This window comes from Actinocrinis sp., from assembly GCF_035605935.1.
Taxonomy (GTDB): domain Bacteria; phylum Actinomycetota; class Actinomycetes; order Streptomycetales; family Catenulisporaceae; genus Actinocrinis.
Genome location: NZ_DATNGK010000318.1, coordinates 1 through 16,251, shown reverse-complemented (window position 1 = coordinate 16,251; position 16,251 = coordinate 1). Strand labels below are relative to the sequence as shown.

Below are 16,251 nucleotides of genomic sequence, written 5' to 3'. Positions count from 1 at the left end.
GGCGGCGAAGGCGGCCATCGGCACCTTGCGCGACCCGGAGCTCGAGGTGCCCGAAGCCGACCGCGAAGAATTGCTCGAAGCCGCCGACCAGTCGCTCGACCGGCTGACCCGCTTGGTCGAGAACCTGCTGGACATGTCCCGCCTCCAGGCCGGCGCGATCAAGCTGCGGCTCGAAGCGATCGCGGCCGACGAGATCGTCCCGCGCGCCGTCGATGACGTCACCGACGTGGTCGAGGGCCGTGTCACGCTGGAACCGCCGCAGTCCGACGTGCCGGCGGTGCTAGGGCCTGTTCGGGGTTCGGATCATGGCGAATCGGCTGATCGACTTCGCCTGGCCGCACGCCTGAATCATCCAAGTACAACCCGGTACGAGGATGCTCCAGGCGCGCGCCCATGCTCGTCGCTGAGCCGATTCGCTGATCATGATCCGAACCCCGAACAGGCCCTAGCCGACGGTCCGCTGCTCGAGCGCGCGCTGGCGAACCTGGTGGCGAACGCGGTGAAGCACACTGATTCACCGGTCACCGTGACGGTGTCCGCGCTCGGTGGACACGTGGAGGTCCGGGTGATCGACCGCGGGCCCGGCATTGCGGTGGCGGACCGCGGCCAGGTGTTCCTCCCCTTCCAACGGCTCGGCGACCGCGACAACGCCGCCGGGGTCGGTCTCGGTCTCGCGCTGGCCCGAGGTCTGGTCGAGGCGATGGGCGGCACGCTCACGCCCGAGGACACACCCGGTGGCGGGCTGACCATGGTGCTCGCGCTGCCCGCCGCCGTCAGTGTGCTGTGAGCGCGCGGTACCAGTGGCCGACCAAGTCAGCGTATTGCGGAGAGCGTGCGGCGAGTTCGTCATGTGTGCCGAGGTCGGTTCGCTCGCCGTCGAGCAGCAGCACACGGTCTGCGCGGCGAGCTGAACCGATGCGGTGCGCGACGAGGACAACCGCGCCGGGGCGCGCCCGGAACGCATCCTCTGCGCGCCGTTCGGTGGCGTGGTCGAGATGGCACGTGGCCTCGTCGAGCAGCATGACCGGGGCCGGCGAGAGGTAGGCGCGCACGAGCGCCAGCAACTGCCGTCGCGAGGCCGAGAGGTGCGCCGGAGCCACCCGCGCTTCCAGTCCGCCGAGGGCATCGAGCAGTTCAGCCGCGCCGATACGGTCCGCGGCCGCGGCGATCTCGGCATCGGAAGCGTCCGGTCGCAAATACGCGACGTTCTCCCGGACTGAGCCGGCGAACACGTACGCCTCTTGCGGAATCAGGGCCCGCAGTCGCGGGAGCTGACCTGCGGGAATCCTCTCCAGTCGTTCGCCAAAGAGCGCGACGCCGCCGGAGTCGGGCGGCAGCAAGCCAGCGAGCAGGTTCACCAGCGTGGACTTGCCCGCGCCGCTTGGGCCGACGATCGCGAGGTGTTCGTCGCGCCCGATCCGCAGATCGAGATCCGCGATCACGGGGTCGGAGTGCGGCCCGTACCGGAAGGAGAGTCCTGATACTTCCAACGCCGCGGCCGCAATCGCGGGCCGGGAGGGCGGAGCCGGCGCCGCCACGGTACTTGGCGCAGGCGCCGGTTCGACGGCGGCGACCAGTCCGCCCTCAGCGAGTCTGCGCACGGCGACCGAAAGCCGCAGCGCGGATGCGCCGACTCCCTGGACCAGCGTGCGCAACGCAGGCTCTAGATTGACGGCGACGTACGTCAACGCCCCGACCAACGCCCCCGCGGTCAGTCCGTGCCGCAGCAGCGGCCGCGCGGCGAGCAGGATCAGCAGCAGCGGCACGTTGCCGCCGAGCACGACGATGCCGCGCCGCGCGGCACCGTACCCCGCGAGCGCGCGGCTGAGCCGGTATTGCTCGGTTACGGCCGCGCCCACGCTCGCCGAGATCCGCGATTCGACGCCTGCGGCTGTGATGTCGCGCAGGCCCTCGATCGCCGTCCCGGCAAGGGCTGCGACGCGCTCCTCGGCGAGGAAAGCAGCACGCTGACGCGAGATCATCGGCCGCAGCAGGACCACGAATCCGAGCAGCGAGAGCAGCAGCGGCACGACGACCAGCGCGGCGAGCGGCAGCGCGAGCGAGGCCAGGCCGATGCACACCGCGATTGCCGTCACCGCGAACTGCCGCACCACGAGCAGTTGCCCGGCCACCACGTCGCGCACCGTTTCGACCTGGCGGGTCAGCCGGGCAACCGGGGCCGCGCCGAGCGGTCCGTGCTCAGTGTTGCCGCCGCAGGCGCGGGCCAGCGTTCCGCGCACGAGCGCCGTGACGAGAGCATCGCGCAACGGCTCGACTACGTCGCCAAGCCGGGGGTACATCGCGCGAGTACCTAGCGCTCCCAGCGCGGTAACCGCACCAAGAGCGAGCAGCCAGATCAGACCGACAATTGAGTGCCCCCGCAAGAAGCCGTGGTCAAGCGCGGCGGCAACGAAGCGGCCGGACACGAGTGCGGGGGCGGATTCGAGCAGCGACCAGGCGAGCAGCGCGACGAGCACGCGACGTCGGCGCAGGACCTCGGCCGCGACGAAGCGGAAGCCGGCCGAGGCCGACGTGGACACGGTTCCGGCCGCGGCGGTCACCGGGCTTCTTCCTGCTCGTATTCGCCATCGAGAAGCGCCCGGTAATCGGGTTCTGACCACAGCTCATCGTGCGGCGCCAGAGCGCGCAAGGTGCCGTTTTCCAGCCAGGCGACCAAGTCGGCGCGGGCTGCGGCGGCCGGTCGGTGCGCGATCACGATCCGGGTGCGCCCTGCCGTGGCCGACTTCATCGCCGCGCCGACCTTCGCCTCAGTGATCGTGTCCAGCGCGGCCGTCGCGTCATCGAGCACGATCACGCGAAGCCCATCGCCCGCGCGGGCCAGCGCACGGGCAAGGCCGAGACGCTGAGTCTCGCCTCCGGAAAACGGCGCCTGCGCCAACGGCGTCTCGTACCCGTCCGGCAGCTTCCTGATAAATCCGTCCGCAGCCGCGGCCTTCGCCGCGAACTTCGCGCGTTCCGGATCCGCACCCAGGGCGATGGTCTCGCGCACGGTCTCGCCGAGCGGCGCGGGGCGCTCGAAGGCGTACCCGACCGCGCCGCGCAACGACTCGCGAGACAACTGCGGCAGCGGGACACCGTCGAGTGACACCGTCCCGGCGTCCGGATCGACGAGTCGGCCGGCGAGCGCGGCAAGCATGCTCTTGCCCGAACCGGCCGCCCCGACCACCGCCACCTCGATGCCACCAGGCACCGTCAAATCAAAGTTCTCAAGGACCGGGCCGTCCGTGCCCGCGACCGTGACCCCGTGGAACTCCAGCAGCCCGCTACCTGACCGCGGCAGATCCCTTGTGCCGTACGTCATCCGCGGCAGATCCTCCGTCTCGGCCAGCCGCATCGCGGCACCGCGCGCCTGTGCAAGGGCCAAAGCCGCTTGTGTAGAAGAGAAGAAACCTAGGCCGAGCGCGGCGTAAGTCGCGGCGGCGAGCACCTGGCCGACCGCGAGGCGGCCGGAGGCGAGCCCGAAGCCCGCGACCGCGAGAACCGCGGTTTGCGTCATCGCGAACAGCAGCATGCTGCGCCAGCCCGCGACGCGTTGCGCCCGCCACAGCGACATGCCCACCGCCGACAGCTCGGGGACTGGGGCCAGCACCCGCGCGGCCTCGGCATCGCTGGTGCCGGAAGCGCGAATCGTGCGAATTCCACTGAGCGCGTCGAGCAAGCGTGCCGCGATCTCGCTCTGCGTGCGCTGATACGCCGCGGCGAGATCGCCGGTCTGCTGCACGAAGGAGCGCAGAATCAGCACCCCGACCGGCACGGTCACGGCGAAGGCCGACACCAGTCGCCAATCGATCAGCCCGAGTGCGAGGATGCCGCCCGCCGCCATGACGAGATCGGCGATCGCGTTGACGATGGCGATCGGGGCGTTGGCCGCGTCCGGTGCGGCTCCGACGAGGCGGCCAACGAGGTCGCCGGGAGCGAATCGCCGCGTGGCGGCGGGGCCCGCGTCGAGCAGCCGATCCACCAAGCGGCGGCGCAGCGATGCGGTGGCGGCGGCGCCGCAGTACGGCTGACCGAACTCGGATACGAGGTCCGCGACGGTCAGCAGGGCGAGAAGGACGCCGAATCGCAGCACGGCGGGGGCCGTCGGCGCGGCCGGATTCGAAGTCGCTGGGTTCGACGTCACAGCGTCGACCGCTCGGGCCAGGGCATCCGGAAGCAGGACTACGAGGGCTGATGCGGCGAGGGTCGAGACAGCGGTCACGGCCGTCCAGCCGGAATGCCGGCGTGCGACATCCAGCAGCAGGCGATCGGCCCGCCGCCGAGCTTGGGCGTGCTTTGGAACTATCGCCGGGGCTACGACGCCTGCCACGCACGCTCGCTGCGTTGGAGGCGCGCCCACAGACGACCCGGTATGAGGACGCCCCTCCGCCTTGCGATCGCACGCGCCAGACGCCGCGGCCTTATCCGACGCTAGTTCCAAAACACGCCCTAGGGCGAGGTCCGGGTTCGCCGCGCTCCCGCCTATCGTCATCGACTCCCCTTCCGGACGCGACCGGGCGTTCCCCGCGCTGGTGCGCGCGGGGAACGCCGGACCGAGTGCGAGATCCGCTATGAGCTGTGCGCGGATCTCTCAGGCCTGTTCGGCCGTCAGACGCAGAGAACGACGCTCGCGGTGCTAACGCAGCTGAGCAGGCTCAGCGTCGAGGCGCCGCCGCCGCCGTGGCCACCGCGCTCGGCCGGAGCTTCCAGACCCTGCAGGTCGAGGATCGCCATGATCTTCTCCTTTTCGGTTGGGAATCAATCTCTTGCCATCTCACGGCCGGGTGGCCGGGAGTCTTTGTGGGCACTAAGGCGTGCCTGTATCCACGCCGGCGCCGAACGGCAGTCCTGGGCTCCTTCCCAGCGCCGCGCCGAGCGCCAGCAGGACGCCTGCGCTGCCCGAGGCGAGGTCCGTCGAGAGCCGCAGGAGCTGGTCACCGGGGAAGGCGAGGTTTCCGTGGTAGGACACCGCGTGCCAGGTCAGGCGGCGGATCTGGCGGTCGAGCACCGCGCCGACGTCCAGGTCGCCGAGATCGACGTTCGCGTCGCGCAGTCGCGTCAGGTACGCGATGAGTCCGGCGCGTCCGTTGAAAAGCCCGGGCTGGATCACGAAGTCGACGTCGCAGGCCTTTGCGATGCCGCGCTCGATCGCGGCGAGCGGCGAGTCGGACCGGTGCGCGAGGTAGTCGCGCAACACGATCCCGATCCCGGTGCTGCCGATCTCGAGATAAGGCAGCACCCTGTCTCCGTCGGTCACCTGGACCGTGCCGTCCGCCATGTTCTGGCAGGCGTCGAGGTCGCGGCGCAGCGCGGTTTCGGCGAGGTCGAGCAGACCGGTATCGCCGGTCTCCTCGTAGAGGCGCACCGCGAGCAGAGCCGCGCCGGAAGCGCCGTGCGCCAGTCCTTCGCGCGCCTCACCCATCCGCTCGGCCTGCCGCGGGCCGCGTGCGGCCAGTTGCTCGGCGAGCCGATCGGCCGCGCGCAACGCCGAGTCACGCCATGCGCTCTCGCGGGTGGACCCCGCGAAATGTAGGTCCACCAACCCGATTCCGGCCAGCCCCTCGGCCAGATCCAGCAGTCCGTCTTCGATCCCGGCGCTGGTCAGCTTCGCGTCCGCGAGCCGATCCAGCAGCTGCAAGGCCTCTTCCTGCCGCCCGAGGACGTCGAGGGCGTACGCCGTACCGTGCGTTCCGGTGAGCGCGCCGGGCTTCACCGAATCGCGCCAGCTCGCGTCCACCAGCCAGTCGACCTGCTCCGGGTCGACCCGTGTGCCGCTGACGTGCAGCGCGTACAGGACGCCGGCCGCGCCATAGGCCAGGCTGTGGCCGTGGCCGCCGTGGCGGAACTGCTCGATGTCGCCGGGGAACAGCCGATCGGCGCGGTCAGGCGTCGCAGTGGCGGCGATCCCGGCGCTGAGCGAGGCGCGCAGCGCGGGCCAATCATGCGATCCGGCCGGGTTGAGCAGCGTCGCCGGGTGAACTCGCGCGCCGCCGGACTCTGCCCCATCGAAATCTGCCGCGGCGGAACTGACCGACTCGAACGTCTCAGCGGTGAAATACCGGGTGTCGAAATAGTTCTCCGGCAACGGAAACAGCGCGAGGGCCGCATCCATGAGCTGCCCGGCCTTCTCCCGGTCCAGATGCATCATCGCGACCAGCGGCATGAGCAGCCAGATCCTCAGGCTGGCCAAGGCATACCGGTCCACATCGAAGCCGCGCAGGCTACGCGGCGCGGCAAAGCCTCCGGCGCCGAGGCGTGGCGGCGTGTAGTCATCCGCCGGCGAGGCGAGTTCGAAGTCGAGGAAGACCACGCCGCCATCCGGCCGCAGCATCACGTTGTTCGGATGCAGGTCACCGAAGACGATGCCGCGCCGGTGCACGGCTTCCAGGGCCTGCTGCACCTGGCCGGCGATCCGCACCGCCCAGCTCGCGTATTCGGCGATCTTCTCAGGGCTCTGGCTCGGATGCACGAGCGGGTACTCCCGCACGAAGGCGGCGTTGAGCGTTTCCCCTTCGACAAAGGTCTCGACGAGGAAATGGTGCTCCCACGCGGTGGCATATTCGACCACCTCGGGCACGCACTCGAGGCCGCGCAACCGGTCCAGGATCTGGTGCTCGTGACGCAGCCGGGCGATCGCGTCGACGCCGCCCTGATCGAGGCCCGAATGCGGCCGGCCCTCCTTGAGCACCACCTTCCCGCCCCCGGCTACCTGCGGATCGTTCGGCCGGCCGAGATAGATACCGCCACCGTTGGAGAAGTGCAGCACCGACTCGATCTGGTAGGGCAGATCGAAGCGCTGGGCATCGCGCGCCGCCAGCTGGGGCTCCAGGCAGGCCGGCGGCTTCACCCAGTCGGGCACGCAGAACACCGGTCCGCGCCGGTCGCTTTCCATGCTGCCGTCAGGGCGGCGCAGCGCCAGTTCCCGGGAGCCGTCCGTACCCACGTGGTAGAACTCTGCGAAAGCGCCGAACCGGGTGTACAGCGGCCCGGCATTCCATCGCAGATCACTGAGCACATACGGCCCCGGCTCGCCGCCGACGATTGCGTCGAGTTCGGTGAGCGTGCGCTCCAACTCGACTTCGTCCAACGGGTATAGAGTAAGAAGTTTCCCACTGGCACCACGCGGCGCGTATTTGCTGTTCTGCATCAGCAGCGCCGCCGGCCCGCGCAGGAACTTGAATGCGATGCGCCGGTCGAAGCAGTATCCGCACACTTTCTCCAGCACCTGCTCGGCGTTCTGCGGCGTCGCGGAAACGTGAATTTTCCAGCCCTGCAAGGGAAGCCGCACGTCCTCGAGCTGATAGACCGCCCAAAGGTCGCGGTCCTCGCGCCGCCATCCGGTCGGCACCGGCTGGCCGGCCGCCGCGAAGTCGGCGACGGTGCGCTGCCACCGCTCGGGCGCGTCGTAGAACACCGGATCGGCGAAGCAGAACGGTTCGTAGCGGGCGTCCATCGCGGGGCAAACCCTCCCAAAGGTTCCGGTGCTGGATCCGGTGCGTGCCCGGCGGGCCGCACATTTGAAGTGGAGCACCGCCCTTCCGCGATTCGCGCCGCTCCCGACCAAACGCCGTCCAAGCTCCGACCGCTCGCCGACCATCCGCACGGCTTCGCCACCCCCGGGGGCACTCACAAAATGAAACTCAGTGGTCGAATGCGCCCCCCTATCGAGGGAATCTGAGCCCCATGGCGCCGCGCCACGGCGCCTCCTGACTTTCGCGTTTCCGCGCAGACCAGAGGCATGGCGCGACATTTCGCACCGGTACGCCGGGCGAGCGGACCTCGATATATGCGCCGCTCGCGCTCTTCAGTGCACTGTCAGCGTTCTCCTAAATTCAGTTGCGTGACTCGTGACGCCAACACCGACTGTCGCCCTCGAGGAGGTGCCGGGAATGGGCTCCACGCAAGCCGATAACTCCACCGCCAGGGAGAGATCCGCGGCGTATCGGCTGGGCACGGCGCTGCGGCTGCGACGCCTTGAACTGGGCATTTCGCAACGGCAGCTAGCCCGCCTGATCGGCCTGTCAGCACACAGCAACCTCGGCGATTACGAACGCGGGCAGCGCATACCGCCCGGAGACATCGTGGTCGCCTGTGAGCAATTGCTGTCCGTCGAGGGGGACTACTTGCAGAGGCTGCGCCGGGAAGCACTTTGCGAAAGGGCCAGGAGGTTGTGCCTATACCGGGACTGAGCACTGGCTGTTCGAACTGACAGTGTTCTGACACGACGGCGGCGGTGCGCGATCTGACAGCAGATCGCGCACCGCCGCGCCACCCCGTGCTCCCCGTGTCCCCCAGAACCGGCAGCGGCCCGGGTCCGCCGCCGGCGCCGGCTCAGTCAGCGCCCACTAATACGTGCTCATCGCCTGCCCGAAAGCCCCGGCCGACTGGACCACCGAGGAGCAGGTCGCGCTGGCGAAGGAGGCCGCGCCGCCCGCACACTGCTTGTCGCGGGTGGCCGACCAGAACGAGAGCCAGGCCAGGTTCTTGCTCTTGGCCCAGCCGGCCAGGGCGGAGGCGTCGGCGACCGAGAAGTTTTCCGAGCTGACGTCGTTGACGCCGATCATCGGCGTGACGGCCACCTTCGCAAGGGCCTGCGACGCCGAGAGTGAGGTCCACACCGACTGGATCTGACCCGCCGTGGCGGTCGCGGCCTGCTCGGCCAGGGTGGCCATGTCCCCGGTGAACGAGGCGCCGAAGTCCATCGCCATGATGTTGACCGCGTCCAGGTTCACGCCGCCGGCCTTGGCCGAGCTGAGCACCGCGACGCCCTGGCTGGTCAAGCCGGAGGGCAGCACCGGGAGCGTGTACGAGACCTTAAGCCCCGGGTTGTTCGCCTCCAGGGTCGCGATCGCCTGGTTGCGCAGGCTGATCGACGCGGTGTCGGCGACAGCGGCGCCCTCGACGTCGAAGTCGATGTACTTAAGCGAGTAAGCGCTGATCACCTTCTGGTAGGCCGCCGCCAGTGACGAGGCCGAGGTGCAGGACTGAGCGAGTTCGGTCCCTGACGCGCCACCGAAGGACACGCGCACGTCCCCGCCTGCGCTGCGCAGCGCAGATATATCAGAGCTAATCGATGCATCGGTCAGTGCGGTAACGCCGCCCCATTCCGGGTTGCAAGCGCCGTTGGTGGTGATGAACGCCAGGTTGAAGAACTTGGTGCCTTCGGCGGCCGCGCTGGCCGACAGGTTGTACAGCGGGTAAAGCGACAGGTCGGCGTAGGGAGCGAACTTCCCGAACGCGCCGGACGGCGGCGGCGCAGGGGTCTGCGATGCGGACGGGCTAGGCGGTGCGGGCTTAGATGGCGTGGGCGACGCCGGGACCGTCGGCTTGCCGCTGCTCGGCGTCGAGCCGCCGACGCACGCCGCGCCGTTGATCGTGCAACCGCTCGGCTGCCCGCTGCCGGAGACCTCGAAGCCGAAGCTGATGCTGGCGCCCGCCGGGACGTTCGAGTTCCAGCTCGCCGGCGTGACCGTGTAACTGCTCCCTGAGGCCGCCTCCGTACCGTTCCACAGGCTGGTCACGCTCGACCCGGCCGGCAACGCGAAGCCGACCTTCCAGGTGGACAGCGCGGAGGAGGTGCTGTTCGTGATCGTGTACTGGCCGATGTAGCCGCCGTCCCAGGAACTGGTCTCGGCGAAGCTCACCGCCGGAGCCGCCGCGTTCGCTCCGGTCGCGGCCACGAAGCCGGCGCCCACGGCCAGCACGGTCACACCCGTCCCCGCCGCAGCGAGCTTGACCCGCCGCTTCGAACGCAGTGAACGCGAAGAGCGCGGCGAGCGCCCGTCCTCCTGCACGGCATGGCTGCCCATGAACTGGTCCTTCCGGTGGGGTCGAGGTGCGGACCTCACCGTATTGAACTGGCCGCCGCCTGACAGCCCTCGATCATTAAGCTCGCCCTAAGACGGATTCAGGGCGGCGGCGCGGCGGGTCACCGGGGTTCGGAGCGAGCGCGGACGGTGATGAGATTGGCCTACCGAACGAGCCGCTACGAACTCGGGCTCGGGCCGACGACCTGGACCTGGGGGGTGTACCCGTTCCACGTGGCGAACACCGAATACGTAGTCGACGCCTGGCTGAAGTCGACGCGCAGCCAGCCGGCGGCGCCCCAGGTCATCACCGAATATCCGGTCGCCGGGGTGGCCGACACCAGCGTGACGTGGTGCGCCGAGATCGCCAGCACCACGACGCCGCCGGCGGTCTCGTACCGCGACAGCGAACTGCTCGGCGAGGGCGTCGGGGAGGCGGACGCCGAGGGCGAAGAGGCCGCCCGTGACGTGCCGTGCTGCCCCGGCGTCGGCGAGGTGCCCACAGGCACGTGCGTGCTGCCCGATCCGAGCCCGGCCGGCGGTGACGGCATCGGCGCCGCGCTCCTCGCGCCCGCCGCGAGCACGGTGGGCGGGGTCACGGCCGCCGGGATGAGCACCGAGTCGACACCGAGCCAGGCCACGGCGGAAGCCACCGCGGTGGCCCCGGCCCACGCCGCGACGGCGAGCGGTGCCCGCCGTCTGTCGCCCGAAGCCATCAGGCCCACTGGTTCCCTCTCCACCGGCCATGGATTACGGTGCCACGCTATGGCGAACGTGCTCCTGGTCGAAGACGATCCAGACGTCCGGTCTGCGGTCATCCATCAGCTCACCGCATTCGGGCACGCGGTGCGCAGCGCCGGGACCGCGCTCGCGGCACTGCGCGAGGCAAGCCGCGATCCGGGTGACATCATCGTGCTCGATCTCGGGCTGCCGGACCTGGACGGCTCCGAGACGCTGAAGATGCTACGCGCAATCACCAAGGTTCCGGTGATTATCGCGACGGCCCGCGACGACGAGGCCGAAATCATCCGGTTGTTGAACGCCGGCGCGGACGACTATCTGGTCAAACCGTTCTCCGGCGGTCATCTCGCCGCGCGCATCGCCGCGCTGCTGCGCCGGACCGGCTCCGGCCAGGTCCCCTCCGCGCTGCGCATCGGCGGCCTCGAAGTCGATCCGCGGCGGCGCGAGGCGCGGCTCGACGGCCAGCCGCTGGACCTCAGCCGCCGCGAATTCGACCTGCTCGCGTATCTGGCCGCCCGGCCCGGCGAGGTGGTCACCCGGCGCGAGCTGCTGACCGAGGTCTGGCAGCTGCCGTACGGCGACGACCAGACCATTGACGTCCACCTGTCCTGGCTGCGGCGCAAGTTGGGCGAGCGAGCCAGCGCCCCGCGCTACCTGCACACGGTGCGCGGCGTGGGCGTCCGGCTGACCGAACCGCCGCGATGAGATGGGCGCTGGCGAGGGTGGCCCTCGCGGTCACCAGCATGGTCGCCCTCGCCTTCCTGATCCCGCTCGGCTTCGCGATCGACCACATCGCGGCGCAGCGCGCGTTCGCTGACGCCCAGGCGCGGATCGCCGCGATCGAGCCGCTGCTGGCCGTCACCATGGACCGCACGCAGTTGCAGGGCGCGCTGGAGACCATGTCCGGTGCGCAGGACATCGCGCTGCGGCTGCCGGGCGGTGTAGTACTCGGCACCAGCCACGCCAGCCCGGCGCAGCTGAGCGAAGTCTCGGCGCAGGGCCGCGCCGGGACCCTCGCGGTGCCTGGCGGCTCGGTGCTGGTGCAGCCGGAAGTCGTCAACGGCGGTCAGCTCACGCTGATCGAGGTCTTCATCGACGCCGGGAGGATCCACAACGGCGTCGTGCGCGGCTGGCTGATCCTCAGTGCCGTCGCGGTCGTGCTGGTCGCCGGTTCCACGCTCGTCGCCGACCGCCTCGCCACGCGGGTCGTCGGCGCGGCCCGACATCTCGCCGACGCGTCGCGCAAGCTCGGCGACGGCGACACGACGGTCCGTGTCACCGCCGACGGGCCGAACGAGTTGCGCGAGGCCGGCGACGCCTTCAACACCATGGCCGACCGCGTCGTGCACCTGCTCGCCGCCGAGCGTGAACTCGTCGCGGATCTCTCGCACCGGCTGCGCACGCCGCTGACCGCGTTGCGGCTCAACGCCCAGGCGCTCGGCAACGTGCCGAACGCGGCGTCCACGCGCGAGGCGGTCGCCAAGCTCGAGCAGGAGGTCGACCAGATCATCCGCGCGGCGCGCGGCGGAACCGCTACGTCAGGGTCCTGTGACGTGACCACCGTGGTCGCCGAGCGGATGGAGTTCTGGTCGGCGCTCGCCGAGGATCAGGAGCGGCCGTGGCACGTGGTCGGCGCGTCCGGACCGGTGCACGTACCCGTCGCGGGCCCCGAGTTGGCTGCCGCCCTCGATGCAGTACTCGGCAACGTGTTCCGGCACACTCCCGAGGGCACCGCGTTCCAAGTCACCGTGCATCAGGGCAACGGCTCGGTGGCGATCCTCGTCGACGACGCCGGGCCAGGCCTCGACGACGCGGCCCGCAAGGTGCGCCGTGGCGAGGGTTCGGGGCGCGTCGGCTCGACCGGCCTCGGCCTCGACATCGTGCGCAAACTGGCCGAGCGCACCGGCGGCTCGCTCAACATCGACCGCTCACCCCTCGGCGGCGCGCAGGTGCACTTCTCTTTCCTCACGCCATCGACGAAGACCGCGGTCAGCCCGATGGGTGCGCAGGTTGCGCGAGCAAGGCGATATGCGCGCCGAGGACGCGCGTGACGATCAGCACCGCCGAGTTCGGCCCCGAGGGGCGAAGCTGCCTGCGCAATACCGCAGGATCCACGTCCGCGCCACGCTTCTTCACCGTGAGCACGCCGATCCCGCGCCGAGCCACTTCGGCACGTAACTGCTTCACGTGGAACGGCAGCACGTCAGTGATCTCATACGCCGACGCAAACGGCGTCGACACAAGCCGATCACTACTCAGATAAGCAATCGTTGCGTCAATCGTCCGCGCGCCCAGATCCTGCGCCAACTCACCGATCAACCGAGCCCGGATCACCGCACCATCGGGCTCGTACAGGTACCGTCCCACCGCCGCTGGCTCCGGGTCCCCCACTCCCCGGGCCGCCAGGCTCCACGGCCCCGGCAATAACGTCGCCCGCCGCCGCTCCCCCGCCAATCTCCCAAAATAAATCCCCGCCTCCTTCACCTCTCCGCGCTCCGACACCCACTCAGCCTCGGCCCCGTCCGGCACCAGCTCGTGCGGAATCCCCGGTGCGACCTTCACTCCCAGCTCCCCGACCCGCTCGGCCAGCTCCAGCGCGAACCCCCACGGCGGCGAGTACGCGGCCGGGTCGAAGATGCGTCCCCGATCGCCCCGCCGCGCCGGATCGAGGAAAGCGGCGTCGCACCCTTCCAGTGCAACTTTCGTGACATCAGCGCACTGCATCTCGATCCGATCACCGAGCCCGGCGGCCCGCACGTTGGCCGCGGCCACCGCGCACGTGACTGGATCTCGGTCCACCGCCAGCACGTCGATCCCGGCCGCGGCGAACGCGAGCGCGTCGCCGCCGATCCCGCAGCACAGATCCGCGACCCGCCGCACGCCCGCCGCCGCGTATCGCCGCGCCCGCCACTCGGCGACGGACCGCCGCGTGGCCTGCTCAAGTCCGTGAGCGGTGAAGTACATGGTCGCGGCGGCCGAACCGAACTTCGCCTCGGCATGCGAACGCAACCGGGCCTGCGTCAACGCCGTCGCGACCAACGCCGCCGGGTATCGATCACGCAGCTTTGACGCCAGCGATAACGCCGCCGTTTCGACGTAGACGCCGCCGCTCAACTCCGCTAGCAACTGCTGCCCGGTCGGCTCGAGCAGCGCCGTAAAGTCATCGATCTCCACAGCGCCCATTCTCGGTCCCCCGCACGTGTCGGGTGTCGACTCTTGGCCATGGCACGAATCGGTCGATACCCTACGCCCCATGGCCTTTACCAATGCGGATGAAGCTCCCGAGAGCCCGGAAACCGCCGCATCGGATTCTGGCCCGACGCTGACCGAGACGCGTCCGGAGACAGTCCCGGGTCAGCGCAACGAGACAGCCCCGCCCGCCTCTCCCCGCCGCTTCCCCCGCTGGTCGCTGCAGACCTACGGTCCGTGGCTGCTGGTCGCCGGGCTGATGACGGTCTACCTGCTGATCTCGCTGGCGCGCTACTACCGCTTCGCCCCGACGTCGTGGGACCTCGGCCTGTTCACCGAGGAGATCAAGCAGTACGCGCACTTCCATGCACCGATCGACGACGCGCGCTCGCCCGGTTACGAGATCCTCGGCGAGCACTTCAGCCCGATCATAGGATTGCTCGGCCCGATCTTCCTGATCTTCCCCACGCCGGTCACGCTGCTCGTCGCGCAGGCGTTCCTGTTCGCCGTGGCGGCTGTCCCGATCGTGCGCTTCGGTGTCGAGCGGATCGGCACAGGGTCTGGGTACGCGCTCGGTGCCGCGTACGGGCTGTCGTTCGGGTTGGCCGAGGCGATCGACGCGGACTTCCACGAGATCGCGTTCGCCGTCCCACTGATCGCGTTCTCGTTGTGCGCCATGTTGCGCGGCAAGTACACCGCCGCCGCGCTCTGGGCGCTGCCCCTCATCCTGTGCAAGGAAGACCTGGGGATAACGGTCGTCCTGCCGATCGGCATCGCCCTGATCCTCTACGGCCGCACGCTGCTCGGCGCGGTGGTCTCTGCCGCCGGAACCGCCGGGTCGCTGCTGGCCATCTACTGGATCATCCCGTCGCTCAACCCCACCCATCAGTACGAATACTGGAACAAGGGCGGCTGCGCGGACCCGACCCAGCCCGGCGGCGCGAAGCCGATCACCTGCTTGGTCGGCCAGAGCATGCAGAACGCCGGCGGCAAGCTGGAGCTGATCTTCCTCCTTCTCGCCATCACCGCGTTCGTCGCGCTGCGCTCGCCGCTGGTGCTGCTCGCGGTGCCGAACCTGGGCTCGCGGTTCATAACGACCAACGCGACGTTCTGGGGCACCACCTGGCACTACAACGCGATCCTGATGCCGATCCTGTTCGTCGCGGCGGCCGACGGCATCGCGCGTGCCCGCACCGCAGGTCCGCTGCCGGACGTCGCTGGCACGCTTCGCCGCGGAGCGCGGCGGGTGAGCACGGCGATGTCCGCCCACGGCGCGGTCGCCATGCTCGCCGTTTCGCTCGCCCTTGTGCAGCAATTCCCCTACAACCAGCTTTTCGACCCCAATACGTTCACCTTCGACCCGCGCACAGAAGCCCTCAGCCACGCGATGTCGCTGGTCCCGGACAACGTCACGGTCGAGACCACGATCAACATGCTGGCCCCGCTCTCGGCGCGCGACGACACTTTCTGGGTGGGCAACGCGGCCAGCCCGACCGCGCCCGAGTACGTCGTTTTCGACCAGGTGGTCTCCGGATTCAGCCCGCCGATCACCGACGTTCCCGGCTTCGAGCAGCAGCGGCACCCCGGCGCGACATACAAGGTGATCTACCAGGACGGCTTCGGCATCTACGTCCTGCACAAGACGTCCTGACAACTCCACTTAGGATGGCGACTGAGCCATAAGGGCTCGTCCAAACGTCGTGACGATTACTCAGATCGTTCGATCGGATCGGAGTGGAACTGTGGCAACGACTCGCAAGGCCGCGGCGCATTGGGAAGGCAGCCTGCTGGAGGGTAAGGGCGAGGTCTCGTTTAACTCGTCCAGTCTTGGCAGCTACCCGGTCACCTGGGCGGCGCGCTCGGCGGAGCCGAACGGGGTCACCTCCCCGGAGGAGCTGATCGCGGCGGCCCACTCCACCTGCTTCTCGATGGCTCTCTCGCACGCGCTGGCCCAGGCGGGCAACCCGCCGGCCACGGTGGACACGGCCGCCGAGGTGGACTTCCAGCCCGGCACCGGCATCACCGCCATCCGCCTGAGCGTGCGCGCCTCTGTCCCCGGCATCACCGCCGATGAGTTCGCCGACTTCGCCGCGAAGGCCAAGGAGGGCTGCCCGGTTTCCCAGGCGCTCAAGGCCGTCCCGATCACCCTCGAGGCCGAGCTCATCTAACGCACGCCGCAGATCCAAACGAGGGCGCTTGTCCAGTTGAACCGGACAAGCGCCCTTGTTCTGCGACAACCCTGCCAACCGCCGCCCGCCATCGCGCTTTTCCCCCAATAAACCCCCGCGATGACATCTCCGCGACGCGGCTTGAGTGCAGCGGCGAGTCTCGTTCACAACGGCTCTGGGCCACAGACGCCCTTGCGCGCTGGGAGTCTCGCGATAGCTTCGCCGACGGCGGATGAGGGTAACGCGGGACACGCGTGCACAGGTTTTTCATTCCACCACGCGCAAACGGGTGAAACATCGAAAACACCCGCCATACAACCCCTAAACCCCAGAAAATAGACACAGGG

At 69.5% G+C, this 16,251-nt stretch carries 12 protein-coding genes; 6 read left to right on the top strand and 6 right to left on the bottom strand.

All coding sequences use genetic code 11. The features are described from left to right. Positions 1–787, top strand: a 787-nt coding sequence (locus VN779_RS25770) for a sensor histidine kinase (RefSeq protein WP_325727864.1), incomplete at its 5' end; no start/stop codon positions are given. Here the strand turns inward: VN779_RS25770 and VN779_RS25765 are convergent. From VN779_RS25765 to lanKC, 4 genes are all read right to left on the bottom strand, one after another. Beyond that, on the bottom strand, positions 774–2,561 hold the full coding sequence (locus VN779_RS25765) for an ABC transporter ATP-binding protein (protein WP_325727862.1): 1,788 nt from the start codon (positions 2,559–2,561) through the stop codon (positions 774–776). The genes VN779_RS25770 and VN779_RS25765 overlap by 14 nt on opposite strands. After that, the gene (locus tag VN779_RS25760) at positions 2,558–4,222 is read right to left on the bottom strand and encodes an ABC transporter ATP-binding protein (protein ID WP_325727860.1); all 1,665 of its coding nucleotides are present in this window, start codon (positions 4,220–4,222) and stop codon (positions 2,558–2,560) included. Before VN779_RS25760 ends, VN779_RS25765 begins: the two co-directional genes overlap by 4 nt. Before the next feature lie 386 nt (positions 4,223–4,608). Continuing rightward, a complete protein-coding gene (locus tag VN779_RS25755; RefSeq protein WP_325727858.1) occupies positions 4,609–4,734 on the bottom strand; it encodes a SapB/AmfS family lanthipeptide in 126 nt (41 codons plus the stop codon). 73 nt (positions 4,735–4,807) lie between these two features. Continuing rightward, complete coding sequence (gene lanKC, locus VN779_RS25750) at positions 4,808–7,453, bottom strand: class III lanthionine synthetase LanKC (RefSeq protein ID WP_325727856.1); 2,646 nt, start codon at positions 7,451–7,453, stop codon at positions 4,808–4,810. Between the two features lie 436 nt (positions 7,454–7,889). On the opposite strand from lanKC, the gene VN779_RS25745 reads away from it, so the two are divergent. Then, on the top strand, positions 7,890–8,189 hold the full coding sequence (locus tag VN779_RS25745; RefSeq protein ID WP_325727854.1) for a helix-turn-helix transcriptional regulator: 300 nt from the start codon (positions 7,890–7,892) through the stop codon (positions 8,187–8,189). 156 nt (positions 8,190–8,345) lie between these two features. Here the strand turns inward: VN779_RS25745 and VN779_RS25740 are convergent, their stop codons facing one another. Further along, a complete protein-coding gene (locus VN779_RS25740; RefSeq protein WP_325727852.1) occupies positions 8,346–9,809 on the bottom strand; it encodes a cellulose binding domain-containing protein in 1,464 nt (487 codons plus the stop codon). A gap of 762 nt (positions 9,810–10,571) precedes the next feature. Here VN779_RS25740 and VN779_RS26620 point away from each other — a divergent pair. Together VN779_RS26620 and VN779_RS25730 are read left to right on the top strand one after the other, a co-directional pair. Continuing rightward, on the top strand, positions 10,572–11,252 hold the full coding sequence (locus VN779_RS26620; protein WP_349260944.1) for a response regulator transcription factor: 681 nt from the start codon (positions 10,572–10,574) through the stop codon (positions 11,250–11,252). Beyond that, positions 11,249–12,598 carry a HAMP domain-containing sensor histidine kinase gene (locus tag VN779_RS25730; RefSeq protein ID WP_325727848.1) on the top strand — a complete coding sequence of 450 codons (1,350 nt, stop codon included), beginning with the start codon at positions 11,249–11,251 and terminating at the stop codon, positions 12,596–12,598. Before VN779_RS26620 ends, VN779_RS25730 begins: the two co-directional genes overlap by 4 nt. On the opposite strand, the gene VN779_RS25725 is transcribed toward VN779_RS25730, so the two are convergent. Continuing rightward, positions 12,537–13,730, bottom strand: a complete 1,194-nt coding sequence (locus VN779_RS25725; RefSeq protein WP_414639756.1) for a class I SAM-dependent methyltransferase — start codon at positions 13,728–13,730, stop codon at positions 12,537–12,539. The two genes, VN779_RS25730 and VN779_RS25725, sit on opposite strands and share 62 nt — an antisense overlap. A gap of 70 nt (positions 13,731–13,800) precedes the next feature. Here VN779_RS25725 and VN779_RS25720 point away from each other — a divergent pair, with 70 nt between their 5' ends. Both VN779_RS25720 and VN779_RS25715 read left to right on the top strand, forming a co-directional pair. After that, entirely contained in the window at positions 13,801–15,387 is a 1,587-nt protein-coding gene (locus VN779_RS25720; RefSeq protein WP_325727844.1) for a DUF2079 domain-containing protein, read from the top strand. Positions 15,388–15,478: 91 nt separating this feature from the next. Beyond that, on the top strand, positions 15,479–15,904 hold the full coding sequence (locus tag VN779_RS25715; RefSeq protein ID WP_325727842.1) for an OsmC family protein: 426 nt from the start codon (positions 15,479–15,481) through the stop codon (positions 15,902–15,904). The last annotated feature ends 347 nt before the right edge of the window (positions 15,905–16,251 follow it).